The sequence below is a fragment of the Xenorhabdus santafensis genome (genome assembly GCF_033949405.1).
Lineage (GTDB): Bacteria > Pseudomonadota > Gammaproteobacteria > Enterobacterales > Enterobacteriaceae > Xenorhabdus > Xenorhabdus santafensis.
The window spans coordinates 26,728-42,652 of sequence record NZ_VCDN01000064.1; the positions used below are offsets into that span (position 1 = coordinate 26,728).

The following is a 15,925-nucleotide window of genomic DNA, read 5'->3' on the forward strand; positions in this document are numbered from 1 at the left end:
GTGAAAGTGAAATTAATACGTTTTTTATTTGATGGGTGATTATTTTTTATTGGGATGGGGTTGCTTCAATTTAGAACTATTTAATAGTAATGGCTTATTTTTAAAATAAGGTTATTGGAGGTAATAACTTTTATTATTTTCCAAGATTAAAACTATAACTGTTAACCTCCTATATTACGGGAGGTTGATTTTATTCATTTCTTTATATACCTACCGCCTTCACGTCGGCACTTCCTCTCTATTATTCATCCCATAATCCCGAATAATGGCTACGACCCGTAGCCGATAATCTGCAAATACGCCATTGCGCCCTAATACTTGTGCTTCCTGGTGTTGGACAGTATTTCTCCATTGCCGTATCGATTCTTCATCACGCCAGTAGGAGAGTGAAAGATATTTATTGTTTTTATTGAGGCTTTGAAAGCGTTCGACGGAAATAAACCCGGGAATATTGTCTAACAATGGCCTGATTGCAGCCGCAGTATCAAAATACTGCGCACTTTGGTTTTCTGCGATTTCAACTTCAAATATGACAGCGAGCATCATTGTCTCCTTGCAGGGTAAGAAACCATAAGTTATCTTGCTGAAATCATAATCACTTCGTTGGTTATCAAAGTATGTATGAATTTGGCCTTGAAGAAAAAGTGGCAACAATTGCTGCATTGTTGGCTGATCGCACCCGTGCCCGTATGTTATTTCTGATGATGGATGGGCGGGCTTATACCGCGACAGAATTGAGTGCAGCCGCTGATGTCACGCCATCAACAACCAGTGCCCATCTGAATCGTCTGGTTGAAGAAGAGCTAATCATCTGCATTAAACAGGGGCGGCATCGTTATTTTAAGATACACAGATCAGAAGTTGCAGAATTGCTGGAAAATATGATGCGTTTTGCCAATGACGGGCAAACAGATATTGCCCGAATTTCAACACCAAAATCATTGCGCTTATTCCGAACTTGTTATGATCATATGGCAGGAGAAATTGCGGTTAAAATTCACGATAGCTTGTTGGTAAACAATTGGGTAACAGCGCATTATGAATTAACGCCAGACGGCAAGGATTTTTTGCTTTCTCTCGGTGTAAATGATACAGAAAAACCTATCACACGGAGAAAGTTCGCTTGTGCCTGCCTTGATTGGAGTGAACGGCATTTCCACCTTGGTGGTGTTTTAGGGGCTGCTTTACTTGATACTTTTTTAAAGAAAAAATGGGCTATCAGGCAGTTGGACAGCCGAGAATTAGTATTAACTGAATCAGGAAAGCGGGTACTTGAACAGCGTTTTAAGATAAATGAAAAGGAGAAATTAAGTGAGTGATAAGTTTTTGAATAGTGTCATGTTGCGCCCCATTGAATTGGAGAATGATATAGATACCGTGGTTGATATTTGGTTTTCAGCGTCAGTTAGATGCCATGACTTTATCCCCAGAACATATTGGGAATCATGCAAACAAGAAATGAAAGACGTTTATCTTCCCCAAGCAGAAACCATGATAGCAATTGTCGATAATAAAATGGTCGGCTTTATTAGCTTAGTAGAAGATATGATAGCGGCTATTTTCGTCTCTCCTGATTACCAAAGAAAAAAGATCGGTTCCCGTTTACTTGATTATGCTTTTGCATCCCACAATAACTTGTCGCTCCAAGTTTATGTAAAAAATGTTCAAGCCAGAAATTTTTACCTACAAAATGGCTTCATTGAGAGTGAAATGGGATTGGATGAGCATACCGGAGAAATGGATATCACAATGAATTGGCATCGCAGCCAACCAAGAGGCAGTTTGAAAGACGAAGTGTATGGCTAAAAATCAAAGAATATAATGATATGGCGGCATCCCACCATATCATGCATTTTATACTTTAATGCCGCAGTAACCAGATAAAACCAGTTCCCACTCCTGTTGGGCAAACCAGGTTTGAGTATTGCCATCGTAATGCATTTCATCGGGAATAAAGACACCATATTCAGAAGGGATCCCCGTGTAATTGGTTGAATTTCTCGCATCGATCAGAGTGCGGTGTTGAGGATCTGCGGCGATAACATCGTTAATTGCTTCATTCACATAGCTGGTATTCAGGGGATCGAATGCCACCGAAAGAGGATAATACAACCGCCACGGAACCGAGTGAGAGCCAATCGCCTGATTAATTCCTGAGATAATACGGGTAAAATTCATCTCTGCCGCCTTGGCTGCTTCCAAACTTTCTGTTTCCGCCTCCCATTGGTTCCAATGTACCGCTAAAACCCGCGGTTTTTTTCCCATCATACGTAATGATTTGATTGCCATGCGTAGCGTTCTTATTGCACGAGGGTAGAGAGATTCCACATCGTTGGGATCACGCTCTGGTGCCCAGCGATTATCCGGTGGATTATCCAGATACATACCTTGCCCACCATAGCCCATCAAAATCACATAAAGATTCGGCAAATTCAGCGCATTACCTTGATCAATGTGATCTTGCCAGAATTTTGCGAAACGATTGGCAGCATTGTAGGGATGGTCTTGATTACCACGAGGCAAGCCTACAGGAGCACCAATATTGGCATTGCCAAAACTGGTTAATCCAGCCCAATTAATCGTAGTAAAATTAATGCTATAGACTTCTGGCAAAGATAAGGTAAAAACATTGTTTAAACCTTGGATGATCCTCTCATCCGGTGGCAACTGTGTATCGTGACCATAACTATTGGACTGCCCAAGCACGATAAAAAGTGGAGCATCATTAGCTTCCCATGACTGCCTTTGTATTTTGGGAGAGTGAGGCGGTGTATGAGTCATCAGTTTCCCCTTAATATATTAATTATTAGTTAGTGCGCTCCTTGCAAAGTACTTTATACATAGTTAATAAATCCTATTAATGTGACTTGGTTCGAAACGGGCATTAAATGGCCTTACTATCCTGATTATATGTGCTGAAATAAAAATTTAAATAATGTTTTTTCTTAATCAGAACAAAATAATGTTATTTAATTATTTAGATTAATCTACTCGCTGATAAAATTAGTTAATAAATTAATAATTTATTTTGTGGTAAAGAGAAGTGCTATAGAATAATTTTTTAAAATCAAAGTAAGTTGCATTTTGGATATGAATAATTAGTTTTTGTTTTAGTTTCTCCATTTGGAAATATGATAATAATTTCATCGATGGTTTTTTTACTTTTCTGTATTGCCATATATGTATATAGCCCTAATGGAGAATAATTGAAGTTGTTATCATAATCAGTTTTAGTGCGTCCCATAAAAACCACTTTCCCTTTGGTGTTCCATTCTGCCATTCTAGCTTTCCAGGCATGATTATAGTCTTGGGCAGAACATACAATATTAGCCCAAGGATCACAGACCCAAGAACCTTCTGGAAATACATTGGGCTCATATTTTCCTTTTATTTTGTGTTGCGGGAAGATATGACTTGGAGGACAGATAAGCGCAAATGCATGGTTATAGGGCTTATCGGTTACAATGAGTTGCAAACTTAGCAAACATGTTAATTTAGATAGATCAGTATCCGGAGGATAGAATAACTGGCAAAGATTTTGCTTATAGACTTTTTTCAAGTGTTGTAAAGCAAAAATGGTTAATAGAAGACAGTTTCCGACTAAAAATGAATTTTTTTCTGAAATCAAATCGCTATATATTTTATCGCTTGAGCATCTTATTATTAATAATTCGTCTCTTAGATTCGTAAATTTCTTGACTCGATAATCCATACCTTCGTCTGTGTAATACTCTCTTTTCTCTTCAGGTAACATATTTATATCATAATAACTTATATTATGTGATTTACCCTCAAATATCGATTGAGCCTCTTGCATAGTATCATGCAAAATTTGTTCAAGTGTCATTTTAGAACCCTCTTTATGAATGATTAAGTGCTTTTGTTTGGTGCTATTTTTGGTGTTTGTTGTTATTTGATTTGGTTATGACTCCAAAGCGTTAATTTGATGCTCTTTCACTTTTTCAGTGTAGCACTATATGACTGTCACGATAGAAGTTGCTTGCCGATATTGCGGTCAAACGGAACCAGTACGTAAGCACGGAACAGGTAAAGCCGGTTTCCCTCGCTATTATTGCAAAAATTGTCGGAAAACCTTTCAACTTAACTATTGTTATAATGGACATCAGCCTGACATGAAAGAGAAAATTGTTGATATGGCGATGAATGGTTCTGGTGTGAGAGACACCGGTCGTGTTCTAGGTGTAGGTATCAACACCGTTATACGTACTTTAAAAACTCTCGCCAAAGCAAGTAACAACGAGGCAAGTCGTCTACGAAGATGTGACTCTTATCTGTGAATTAGATGAACAAGGGTCTTTTGTCGGTAACAAAAAGCAACGCCACTGGCTTTGGTATGCGTTTGATACAAAGAGAAAACAGGTAATAGCACATGTATTCGGTTCGCGAACTGATGCGACCTGTCGCCAATTGCTCGACTGACTGATGTCTTTTAGCATTCGTTTCATCACCACGGATGATTGGGGGAGTTACACCAGAGAAATTGAGCCTGAAAAACATTTAGTGGGAAAAATTTTTACACAACGTATTTGAGCGGCATAATCTCAATCTGCGCATTTACATCAAACGATTGACAAGAAGAGCAATTTGTTTTTCACGTTCGATTGAAGTCCACGAAAAGTTAATTGGCGCATATATTGAAAAACATCATTATAACGTTTTGGAGTCATGACCGGATTTCCTGTTAATGGAAAAGAAAGATTAGATATTTTGCTATCTTTTTTAATGGATGCTGTTGAAGTTAGTAAAGTAACAAGGTTAGTGATTGCTTTAACTGATTGTAATAAAATAGAAATTATTCGTAGAATCCATGTTTCAGAGATATATGAAGTATCATTTGGGAGTGTTAGAAATTCTGTGTCATTCCAGTAAGATGAACCAAAAAGGAATGACAAATGACTCAACCCTTCGATTTCGATAAAGCCCTGAAAGCACTTCAGGCAGGTCAGGCTCTGACAGGTAAAGATGGCATCCTGTGAGATCCCTGACTTCGACTGACTGCTGCCAACATAGCTCACTTTTCCGGTGCCGCTGTGTAAGGCTCCTGCCAGATAATACTTTTCATTTTTCCCCGGGGTTGTGATGCGTTTTTGTTGCCCGCGTAATTGCCAGTCTGCACCCATTTTAGGGTTCAAGTGGATGTCGACTTCATCTTCATAAAAGACGGGATGGTCGGGACTGCAATTTTTCAGTGCCGCATTAATCACTTTCATTTTCTCTTCTTTCTGCGGATCGCGTATTCGCAATGTAGGGACTGCACGCCGCCAAACAATACCTGCTTGTGGCAACCATCGACGTATTGTTGATGCATGCAGTTGGCATCCCGTTATCTCGTTAATTTGTCTCGCGATAAGCTCACTGCTCCAGCGTGAACGTTGGTAACCGAATGCTTCAGGAGAATGCAAAATCAGTTGACGTAATAAGAGACAAATCAAGGTAAATGGCCAACAGAAGAACGACCACATGCGAGGCTTCTTGCCACATGACTGACGCTGTCGCCACGGTGCAACATCAACATGGCCATCAATCTTCGGGCATGATTTTATCACGGGTTTTCTGGATAGTTTTTTGCATTAAGCGGCGCTCATTGCGCGGTATTGGTGCTATGATTGACATAACTCAGTCCGATGGGTGATTTTTTTGGTTTGGCGATTAATCAGATCGCTCAATTTGGATTGAGTTCCCTACCTGTGATCTATTATTTGGAACAGCTATTTAGCATTGTTGCGAATATGCCAGTTACAAACTTCAATCCTGAATTTGGTGAGGAATTTAATGGTTTTCATATAATAGAACTTCATCCATTTTTATTATAAAAAGAATCCATATTTATTTATGACAAACATCACATTCTGCCCCACGTAATAAATACTCACCATCTAACCCTGGCCAAAATAAAAAATCAAACAATCTCTAAATTACACTTAATAAATTCACAAAAAAATCACTGCATTGAATGATTTTACAAAAAGAATAAATACAATTTAATCATTTGCAATGGAAAACAAATCTATGTTTAAAAGCAATAATTAAATATCCAGATAAATATTTCTCTTGGCTAATCGTTTTATTTTATTTTTTATAAAAAATATCTCTAGAATCCATTTTTAATGGAGAAATAAACTAAAAATATCACTTTGTGATTTTCGATGCATTCATTTGGTTGAAAATTAATCAGTCGATGCCACAATAGATTGTCTCATATTTTCTGTTACTCCCCCAATAACCTGTAAGTTATTCATTCAATAATGGCAGCGCATATGTCAAAAAGAATAATAATGAGGCTGATTGGCTTTGGATGGGGCGGATTCATTATATTATCTGCACAAGCAGAACCACCGCCTTCTGGGCCAATACCCCAGCAAATACAATATATGGATTCCTCTTCGGCGGCACTGGATAGCCAGCGGCAGCAACAAAAAGAACTGCTCGATGAGGCTCGACAACAACGTGAAGATTTGCAAAACACGGTGTCATTATTTCCGCCATCTTCTGACCCAGTCCCAGATACAGACACGAAGTGTGTGAAAATTAATGAAATCGAATTTCAGCAGGCCGAGTCATTATCTGATGCCGTTCAACGCATACTGATTCAGCCTTATTTGCATCGCTGTCTCACATTATCTCAGATTAAGCAGTTGGTCCGTTCAACAACCAACACTTATATTGCGCAGGGCAATATCACTTCGCAAGCACAATTACCTGCACAAGATCTCTCTACGGGTAAACTCCTGATCACAGTAATTGAGGGAAAAATAGAAGCGATTGAAATTGACGGTAACCCCCCGCGTATGACAACAATGCTGTTTCCCGACAAAGTAGGCCGTATTTTAAACTTACGGGATATTGAACAGGGTTTAGAGCATCTTAATCGCCTCAATTCTTCCCGTTATACAATTGATATTCTACCTGGCACGCAGGTAGGCTATTTCCTTGTACACATTCGACAACAACCAGGTCATTTTCCGGGTAAGATCCAATTCAGTGTGGACAACAGTGGTCAGAAAGAGACCGGAGAATATCAAGCCAGTGCCGAACTGATTTTGGATACACCATTAGGCTTAGGGGAGCAATGGTCAGTATCTTGGACACAGGATACTGATTTTCGGTCAGCGCACTTTAGCCGTAATCTGACAGCGTCTGTCAACATACCGTATGGTTATTGGAATACCCGCTATCACTATTACTCCAACACCTCACGGCAGTCATTCAGGATCAATGATAAAAAATATCCCTATGACAGTGAAAACCAGGCTCATCAGCTGGATATCAGTCGTATCCTTTATCGTGATGGTAAACAAAAGCTGGGATTACAGATCGGCGGCCGTTATAAGTCTGTCAATGTTGATATTGCCAATCAGAAAATTTCAGTCTCCAGCCCAACTGTTAAAACGGTTTTTCTCAGTCCCCAATACAGTACAGTGCTGGGACAAGGCTATTTTACACTAAACCCCTCATTTGAATACGGCACGGTGGTGACTGCGCCACCGGTTGTAACTCGCAATAAGTCCCGTAAATTCAACCTCAGTAGCAGCTATTACTGGCCTTTTACAGCAAATACTGCCTATTTTACGTCCTTTTTTAGCCAACTCAGCCCAGATGATTTGCCTTCTCCTGAACGATTATCGCTGGGAGGGCTGTACTCCGTCCGCGGATACAAAGCACAGTCCCTGAGTGGTAACCAAGGGGGCTACTGGCGTCAGGAAATCACCCATCAATTGAAAGATGGCCCATTTGGTTTGCTGACACTGACAGGCGCACTGGATTATGGCTATCTGGCGGGGCAGCGTCGTTACAATACAGAAAATATTCACTTACTGGGCACCGCGTTGGGTGTCACTTTGACACAACATTCCATGTCGTCCCGATTCATGGTCGGAAAACCTTTGTACTACCCAACTTTTCTGAAACCAGATACTTGGTCGTTTTACGCCGCTTTCTCATTTGAATTTTAAGTTAACCCTAATAAGAAAAGGTTACTATTATGGCTAAACAACATCTTCCCAGAATGAAGTACCTGAGTTATCTGCTGATTTATGTGATGGGTGTGTTGCCATTACACCCAGCAATAGGCGCTGGAATTGAGTCTGCCAATAATCAAACTCAGGTTATCCAACAAGGCAATATTCCCATCGTCAATATCGCCCCACCAAATAATGCCGGCGTCTCCCATAATACCTATCAAGATTTTAATGTCGGTGCGGCAGGCAGCGTATTGAATAATGCGACTAATGAGGCGCAATCTGTATTGGCAGGGCAAATTGGGGCAAATCCGAACTTCAAAGGAAAAGCGGCCGATTTGATTATTAATGAGGTAACAAGCTCTGGTTATGCACAATTGGAAGGCCAACTGGAAGTTGCCGGGCAAAAAGCCAATCTTCTGATTGCCAGCCCAAGAGGTATAACCTGTGATGGTTGCAGTTTTATCAATACGCCATCTGTCACCTTATCGACGGGAAAGCCCGTGTTTGCACCGGATGGCGCATTACAGGCACTGGAAGTAAAAGGTGGCACCATTTCTATTGGCAAAAAAGGACTGGATGCAACTGCGCAAGATTATGTGGATATAATCAGCTTAGCCACAACATTGGACGGCAAAATTCAGGCCAAAAATTTGGCACTGACACTAGGAGCGAACAAGGTTGATTTTCAAAAAGGCCTGATTACTCCGGTAAAGGGAGAGAGCCATCCACTATTAGCCGTAGATGCCTCGGAGCTAGGCGGGATGTATGCGAATAAAATTCGACTAATAAGCACACTAACCAAACAGGACTTGCATCTGCCTAATATTACTGCTCAACAGGATGATATTACCCTGACAACGGATGGAAAAATTATAGTAAAAGGTGATATTACGGCTAAAACGGATCTTAACATCAGCACCAACGAAAGCGTGTCAATATCAGAAAAAAACAAGTTAATGGCAGGAAAAGATATTACGATTGCGGCAGGGGCAGTGTATAACGCCGGTAACGTGAATGCAGACAAGGATATGCGTTTGTTTGTTAATCGATTGGAAAATCGAAACAATAAAACCGGAAAAAATCTTTTAATACCAGCAAATATTGTCGCCAAAAATAATTTATGGCTACAAAGAGATGCACAAGGAAAGGCAGCCGATTACATTGACAACACGTCAAGCAATTTGAAAACTCATGAGGGAAATATTTTTATTCGCACCAAAAGACTCTTCAATAACGAAAAAGCCGATTTGAAATCAGGTGCACATGCTTATATTAATGCAAATGATTTATTTAATAATAGAGGTTATATATATGCGAAAAAAAACCTCATTTTGACAGGAAGTAAATATGAAAGTGGATTTGGAACACTTGCCTCTGATAAATATTCAAGTGGATTGGGAACACTTGCCTCTAATTCAAATGTAGTGGCTGATTTTAGAGACGCGTTTACCATAGAAAATGGAGCTTCAAGCATTCATGGAGAAAATATTCTATTAAAATCCCCAAAAATCAAAATCAATTATGATTCCAATCCCCCAAGAAATAATGATGTTTACATAATGGCAAAAAATGATTTGTCAATTATATCAGATGAATACATTACAATGAATGATACTGTTCTATCAGGAAAAAATAATGTCATGTTGGCAGGGAAAGAGCTTATCGAATTTGAAAGATCAGCAGTTAGAGGTAAAAACATCGATTTAATCACTGGTAACGGCTCTATTCGGTTTTTGGACAATAACACTTTCAATCATGAGGGTAGCATAATAACTTTTGCAACCAATAACATGATTTCTGCCGAAAATAATTTGGGATTATCATCGACCCTTTCAATGATAATAGATCCAAAAACGACACTTAAAGGAAAAAACATAACACTTTTTTCGTCTGAAGGCGAACTTAAAATACATGAAGGTAAAAGATTTGAAGGTAAATCGATTGAAGTAAGTGACAACTTTCAACTAAATGCAAGAGGTAATATTATTTATGATGATGTAACATTAAAGGCTAATAATATTGATATTTCATCCAAAGAGGGAGAGGTTATTTTGTCAGGTCAATCAATTATTGCCGATGACAATTTACAATTAAGAGCCAAGCGTAATATCAAACTCAATGATGTAACATTAAAAGCTAATAACATTGATATTTATTCAAAAAATAACGCGATTCGTTTTAAAGGGAAAGATATTACTGCGAATAACAACTTAAAACTAAGAGCAGCGACAGAAATCAGGAATTATTATAAAACAGGTCAAGATTATTGGCCGGAAATTAAAGGTAATAACATTGATATTTCAACCAAAACAATGGGGGGTATGTCATTTGGGGTTATGTTATCTGGGGTTCCTATATTTGCCAAAAATAATCTTAACATACTTTCAAAAAGTGTTATCGACACTGGAGCACTTACAGCTAATAATATTAGCTTGAATGCAGATAGACAAATTAAGACTAGACGAGCTTATGCCATAAAAGATTTATTAGTTAAGGCACCCTCGCTTGGTAAAATAGGTGACTGGAAGGGCGAAAATGTCGAATTCCATTTCCCTCTAAGTAATTTCAATTTTAACTCTTCGGAGCATTCAATCTCAGCTAAAAATCTGACCATTTCTGCAGCGAACAGTATATTTATACCCCAAAAATTACCTAACACTCTTCATAATGTTACGTTAGCCACTGACGAAAATATTAAAATTTATTCTTCAGCCCCTGAACCTTTCTCGGCGGTGACAGGCAATATTAAGTTATTGGCCGGAAAAGACATTAACAGTGATGTTCCTGTTTTTGCTCAAAATAACATAGAATTAGTGGCCAATGATAATATTCTCCTGTCACGTCTTCAAGCGAAGAATATTATTTTAAATGCAGGTAAATACCTTAACACTTTCCATGCAGAGGCAACAAAAAATTTATCTTTAACAACCCATAACTGGGGACAAGATAACTATTGGAAGGGAGAGAATGTTGAATTAAATTTCCCCCGAAAGAGCATTCAGTTAGATTCTCGTTACATACGCGTTTCAGCCAAAAACTTGACGGTTACTGCGGGAAAGGATCTGAAAGTCACCGAAAAATTATCATATCCTCTTCATAATGCTACGTTCATCGCGGGCAACAATCTGAATTTTTTCCCAAACATACCTTATTCTGGCGAGGGGACAACCTTATTAGACGCTTCAGGCAATATTAATTTATTGGCTGGAAATGATATCCATGCAACAAAGACCAACTTGATTGCAGGTCAACAAATCACCTTGAACGCGGGCCGTGATATTCTCATGCGGGATGACAATGCGGATGATGGAGCCTCCAATATACACTTCGACGAAAGCAGCGCGCGTATTATATCTAGTGCCACAAAACTGATTGCCGGTGATAATCTGCAACTCAATGCAGGAAGAGATATTCTGGCCAGAAGTGCCTCGTTAACAGCGAAAGCTGGCGATATCTCCATTAATTCAGGTCGTCATCTGGCGTTATCGGCTTTTGGCTACGCAGACCTAAACTATAACTATAAGTACCTACCTATTCACCTCAACGCCGCCCGGAACTTGACGTTAGCTGCCGCTGGACAGTTATCAACATCAGGCGCAAACCTAACTTCCGGTCATAATATGACAATTACTACCGGAGGAAATATTCGTTTTGAATCAGTACAGGAATATCATGAAGAGAAAAACAGTGCGCGTACTCGACAACGGCCGAGTCAGCTTAACAGCGGTGGCGAATTAAAAATCACCTCTCAAGGGAGTATTTTATTTCAGGCAACCTCGTTAATAGCCAAAGGAATGATGGATATAGCAGCAAAAGGGGGGGTTCTCTACGCACAAGCCATGAATGAGGATTACCAATGGGAAGAAACAAAGAAAAAATGTAATAGTTTCTTGGGTATCAGATCCTGCCGTGTTTTTGGTTCAAAAACAGAAACTCACAGAAAAGTAAGTTCAACAAATAAACCCACTGAGTTTATCGCAGGGGGTGACATTAATTTGATGGCCAAAGATGATGTGACGTTGGAAGCCAGCCGGATTGAAACCAACAAAAACGCTAAAATCACCAGCCAGACAGGGCGCGTCAGCTTTAAGGCCATGCCGAATACCGCGTTTGAACAAACCGTTTCAACAGCAAAAGGTTTTTTTATTACCCACCAAGATAAAGGCAGTGATGAAACCGTTTGGGCCATCCCCTCTGTACGTGTCGGCGGTACATTAACAGTGGATGTTGCGAAAGGGATCAGTGCCGATGCCAAAATGAAAGAAGGACAAACACTGGAAGAGGTATTGACAACACTGGGGAACACACCCGGCACAGAATGGTTGAAAGGCTTAAAAGATCGTAATGATATTCAGTGGAATTTAGTGAAGGATGCATACACTAGCTGGGATAAGAAAAGCGAACAGTTAAATCCGGTGGCGGGCGCGGTGATTGCGATCGCCGTGGCGGCGGTCACTTCCGGCTCAGGCCTTGCGGCGTGGGCAGGTAAAGGTGCCGTCGGGGCGACCGGAGCCACGGGTGCAGCTGCAAGCGCGGTGTATGGGGCAGCTTACGCGGGTATGATAGGATTGACGACTCAAGCGGCTGTTGCCTTGGTTGAGAATAAAGGCAATCTGAGTGGCACACTAAAAGCACTGGCAAAAAGTGATTCAGTGAAATCACTGGTAACGCGAATGGCGGTCGGTGGGGCATTAGGTAGCGTAGACCACGTCATGGGATGGGGAAAAGTAGTCGAAAACACGAAGATCGTTGATCCTGTCGAAGTGCAGCTCCCATTACCATTATCAAATCATGGATGGGGAGAAGCAGCTCGACGTGTCGCGGCGCATTCTGTCGTCAGTTCGACACTGGGAAGCGCAATTAATGGCGGCAGTTTTGCGGATAATCTGAGGGCCGATTTATTAAATAATCTAGGCAACCAAATCCACGCTTATGGTGCCGGGTTGATTGGTGATAAAGGAGAAATTCTCGGACATCCCGGCAAATCAGTCAGTCATGCCGTACTCAGTGGTATGGTGGCTGAAATCACAGGTGGAGATGCGAAAGGGGCGGCTGTTGGTGCGTTGGCGGCGGAGCTGGCCGCGATATCACTGGGTGAAAATACGCTTAAAGCAGAAGAGTGGGCCAAGGCAGCAGAAACACAAGCTCAAATTGTCCGCGTATTAGGAGGTTTTGCCGGAGCTGTAGTCACTGGAAAAGCGGGCGGCGTACAGAGTGGTGCCACGGCAGCGGAGACAACTTTCCGCTATAATTATTTAGCTCATCATCAAACGGAACTGCGGGACAAAGAACTGGCAGCCGAACCCAACCCCATGAAGAGAGGACTTATCCATATCAAATGGGGTCTGACCAGTGCAAATCAGGATGGTGCCGCACTGGCGGGAGTTGTGTCAGGCGTGCCGGAGGAACTTTCGGATACGGTCGTGGCCATTTTGGGGGCTGCGGCCAATTATAAGGAAACACTGCAAGCGTTAAAAAAACTGATAAATAGTGACAGCATCATGAATACTGTTTATCAAGCAGAAAAAGCCGATTTCATCAAACGGCTGGATACCATTGAGCAAGAGTATGAAAGAGCCGGTCTGATTGGTGCGTATAATTACGGAGTGGAGACAGGAAAACTAATCACGAAAATGATTGGCTACGTAGCCGTGGTCAAAGGGGGAGCGTCAGCAGCGACCAATACATTCAGAACAGTCGGCAGCAAATTTTCAGGCCTGAAAAATACGGAAGGAATGGTCAGTATCAGGGATGTCGTTCGTATTGAGAAAGACGGGAGCAAAACGTCAATGTCATGGACAGAAGGGAATTACAAGCAAGGCTACCCGTTTGAGGATTTTGTGGGGAAAGAATTAAAATTGCCAGAAAGTGCGCGTTTACCTTATGGTTCTGAAACGTTTGATTATTTTACACCTAACCGTCAGGCAATTAGTGTAAAAACGTTAAATACAACGACGGCTTCTAGATTACAAAAACCGGAGCAGATAAGCAGCCAACTAAATGGGTATATTAATGAGATGGCCAAATTTGAAAAAACGACTAAAGGTGAATTCAAAATAAATAATGATATGATCAAGCAGAAAACTCTATATCTTGCCGTACCAGAGAAAACCACACCCACGCAATGGGCTGAAATTAATAAATCCATTAGTTACGCCGCAGATAAAAACATTGATGTCAAAGTGACTATTGTAAGAGGTGATGCCCCATGATTGAAGATACTGGCTTAGGTTTTAATGCATCCATTAATTTTAATGGGGATTTTTATTATGTGAAAACATGGTCAGGCTATCACTTTTTAGTTGTGGATCATGAGGCAGAAGTACTTTATTTACCCAAAGATGCTAATGATAAAATATTAGGTGACGCAGTTCGACAGGCATTATCCCATAGCCGTATAGTTGACCCATATAAAGATATTGATTTTTTTCACCGTGATATGATCGAAGCTCGTTATAAAAACTGGATTGCAGAAGCAATGGAAAAAGGTGGATATAAAACTAAACGGGCATTATTCAAAAAAATGAACCTGTGTCATGTAAAACAATTAGACGGTAAACTAACAATTACGCCAGAGGCTCATGAGAAACTTGAAACCTGGGGAGGAAAAGGTATGTCAGCTGATTGTAATATCACCCTCCCAGATAATGTTACTGATGAAGAATTGGGCCAAGCAATAAAAGAAGCCTTTACCCGCTGTAAAAGTTTTGTTTACCTGCCGTAAGATTCGCCACATAGCCCCCATTTGATAGTGAAATGGGGGCTAACATTTAGCTGTAAAATCTGTCTGGCTGTACCCTTATGGCTGGGGGGAATTAAATCATTAGGCATATAGATAAAAAGCAGCATCAAGAACCTGCACCTGTTCTGCATACCAAAATAGCTCAGTTTGATCTTTTATCTTTTTAATAAGCAGAATATTGTGTTCCCACGGTAATAAAACAGGGGAGATTGTTCGCCTTACCGAAGAGAAAATCACGAAATCAGTGGAAATGGTATAGCAAAACACGGACTTGACCATTGAAGCATTAAAACACGTCGATTGGTGTTGCTGGGGGATAATGAAATGTCATAGGCGGTAGAATGGCTATCGCCTTGTAAATACTTAACATTTAATCTCCTGCTCGTCCCTGATATATCACATTCCCCCTCACCACTTGGTTTTCATTTGCATATGAAAGCCAATAGCGAATTTTATAAGGGGTTATTTCCTTTTTTATCAAAATGCTCGCGTTATCTTTTGACATGATGTAATAATTAATCGGTTTTATTCCCTTTTTAAAACTATCAAAATTTAACAGCAACCCATTTTCATCACTGGAATCCGGGTAATAAAAGTATCCTTCAAAATGAATAATTTTGTTATCTTTAATAAAAAAAATACTTTGTAAAAAATCAAGATCCCCATAAAATTTTAAGTTGATAATACTTTCAACCCGTTTAGGATCTTGCCCACTATCGATGAGATACATATAATCCCATTCAAATGGGGTGACGTTTGCCATGTTAACCACACATTCCTCATTAACATGACAATACCTGTCTGTATAATCAAATATCTTTTCGACGATATTAATATGTTTGTATTTATACAAACAAAACACAGAGAAAAAAATAATAAACAAAGAAACTAATATACTCTTTAGCCCCGGTAAATAATTTTTTGGGCGAGAAACCATCATTATTCCCTCTCTTTACGCTGTCCATTCATATAAAAAAGTCGGCTTAAGTTTACATTATATTGACATTATTAACCCGGATAATCTCGAACAATCGGCTTATTTTTCTCCCATTATCAGCCAAAATATAACCGGTCATAACACTGCTTATTTCTTTGCCTACAAAAATACGAGGCCAACGATAACTCTCGTAGTATTGAATTACTGAGTTGGATGTTACCATTCGCTTGGCAACACATCTTTTTAATTGGACATTACACTTTT

9 protein-coding genes and 2 pseudogenes are annotated in these 15,925 nt (G+C 40.1%); 6 read left to right on the forward strand and 5 right to left on the reverse strand.

What is annotated here, in order from left to right; genetic code table 11:
- Positions 1-219: 219 nt before the first annotated feature.
- Positions 220-543 (reverse strand): antibiotic biosynthesis monooxygenase family protein, encoded by a 324-nt coding sequence (locus FE392_RS15375; RefSeq protein WP_319931095.1) that lies wholly within the window; start codon positions 541-543, stop codon positions 220-222.
- A 74-nt stretch (positions 544-617) separates the two neighbouring features.
- On the opposite strand from FE392_RS15375, the gene FE392_RS15380 reads away from it, so the two are divergent.
- Both FE392_RS15380 and FE392_RS15385 read left to right on the forward strand, forming a co-directional pair.
- On the forward strand, positions 618-1,319 hold the full coding sequence (locus FE392_RS15380) for an ArsR/SmtB family transcription factor (protein WP_319931096.1): 702 nt from the start codon (positions 618-620) through the stop codon (positions 1,317-1,319).
- Complete coding sequence (locus FE392_RS15385; RefSeq protein WP_319931097.1) at positions 1,312-1,806, forward strand: GNAT family N-acetyltransferase; 495 nt, start codon at positions 1,312-1,314, stop codon at positions 1,804-1,806. Before FE392_RS15380 ends, FE392_RS15385 begins: the two co-directional genes overlap by 8 nt.
- 48 nt (positions 1,807-1,854) lie before the next feature.
- On the opposite strand, the gene FE392_RS15390 is transcribed toward FE392_RS15385, so the two are convergent.
- Together FE392_RS15390 and FE392_RS15395 are read right to left on the reverse strand one after the other, a co-directional pair.
- Complete coding sequence (locus FE392_RS15390) at positions 1,855-2,781, reverse strand: hypothetical protein (protein WP_319931098.1); 927 nt, start codon at positions 2,779-2,781, stop codon at positions 1,855-1,857.
- A gap of 286 nt (positions 2,782-3,067) precedes the next feature.
- Complete coding sequence (locus FE392_RS15395) at positions 3,068-3,847, reverse strand: hypothetical protein (protein WP_319931099.1); 780 nt, start codon at positions 3,845-3,847, stop codon at positions 3,068-3,070.
- Between the two features lie 130 nt (positions 3,848-3,977).
- On the opposite strand from FE392_RS15395, the pseudogene FE392_RS15400 reads away from it, so the two are divergent.
- Positions 3,978-4,690: pseudogene (locus FE392_RS15400) on the forward strand (IS1 family transposase).
- A gap of 307 nt (positions 4,691-4,997) precedes the next feature.
- On the opposite strand, the pseudogene FE392_RS15405 reads toward FE392_RS15400, so the two are convergent.
- Positions 4,998-5,634 (reverse strand): annotated as a pseudogene (locus FE392_RS15405) (winged helix-turn-helix domain-containing protein); the annotation flags it as partial.
- A gap of 758 nt (positions 5,635-6,392) precedes the next feature.
- On the opposite strand from FE392_RS15405, the gene FE392_RS15410 reads away from it, so the two are divergent.
- The 3 genes from FE392_RS15410 to FE392_RS15420 are packed head-to-tail and all read left to right on the forward strand — an operon-like array spanning position 6,393 to position 14,706.
- Positions 6,393-7,973, forward strand: coding sequence for a ShlB/FhaC/HecB family hemolysin secretion/activation protein (locus FE392_RS15410; protein ID WP_319931100.1), 1,581 nt, complete (start codon positions 6,393-6,395; stop codon positions 7,971-7,973).
- Between the two features lie 29 nt (positions 7,974-8,002).
- Entirely contained in the window at positions 8,003-14,194 is a 6,192-nt protein-coding gene (locus FE392_RS15415) for a DUF637 domain-containing protein (protein WP_319931101.1), read from the forward strand.
- Entirely contained in the window at positions 14,191-14,706 is a 516-nt protein-coding gene (locus tag FE392_RS15420) for a contact-dependent growth inhibition system immunity protein (protein WP_319931102.1), read from the forward strand. Before FE392_RS15415 ends, FE392_RS15420 begins: the two co-directional genes overlap by 4 nt.
- 388 nt (positions 14,707-15,094) lie before the next feature.
- On the opposite strand, the gene FE392_RS15425 is transcribed toward FE392_RS15420, so the two are convergent.
- The gene (locus FE392_RS15425) at positions 15,095-15,664 is read right to left on the reverse strand and encodes a hypothetical protein (RefSeq protein ID WP_319931103.1); all 570 of its coding nucleotides are present in this window, start codon (positions 15,662-15,664) and stop codon (positions 15,095-15,097) included.
- Positions 15,665-15,925 lie beyond the last annotated feature (261 nt).

Excerpts from the sequence above, each read along its gene's own strand:
- FE392_RS15425 (WP_319931103.1), bottom strand. The coding sequence starts at position 15,664 with ATGATGGTTTCTCGCCCAAAAAATTATTTACCGGGGCTAAAGAGTATA.
- FE392_RS15375 (WP_319931095.1), bottom strand. The coding sequence starts at position 543 with ATGCTCGCTGTCATATTTGAAGTTGAAATCGCAGAAAACCAAAGTGCG.
- FE392_RS15380 (WP_319931096.1), top strand. The coding sequence starts at position 618 with ATGTATGAATTTGGCCTTGAAGAAAAAGTGGCAACAATTGCTGCATTG.
- FE392_RS15390 (WP_319931098.1), bottom strand. The coding sequence starts at position 2,781 with ATGACTCATACACCGCCTCACTCTCCCAAAATACAAAGGCAGTCATGG.
- FE392_RS15410 (WP_319931100.1), top strand. The coding sequence starts at position 6,393 with ATGGATTCCTCTTCGGCGGCACTGGATAGCCAGCGGCAGCAACAAAAA.
- FE392_RS15395 (WP_319931099.1), bottom strand. The coding sequence starts at position 3,847 with ATGACACTTGAACAAATTTTGCATGATACTATGCAAGAGGCTCAATCG.
- FE392_RS15415 (WP_319931101.1), top strand. The coding sequence starts at position 8,003 with ATGGCTAAACAACATCTTCCCAGAATGAAGTACCTGAGTTATCTGCTG.
- FE392_RS15420 (WP_319931102.1), top strand. The coding sequence starts at position 14,191 with ATGATTGAAGATACTGGCTTAGGTTTTAATGCATCCATTAATTTTAAT.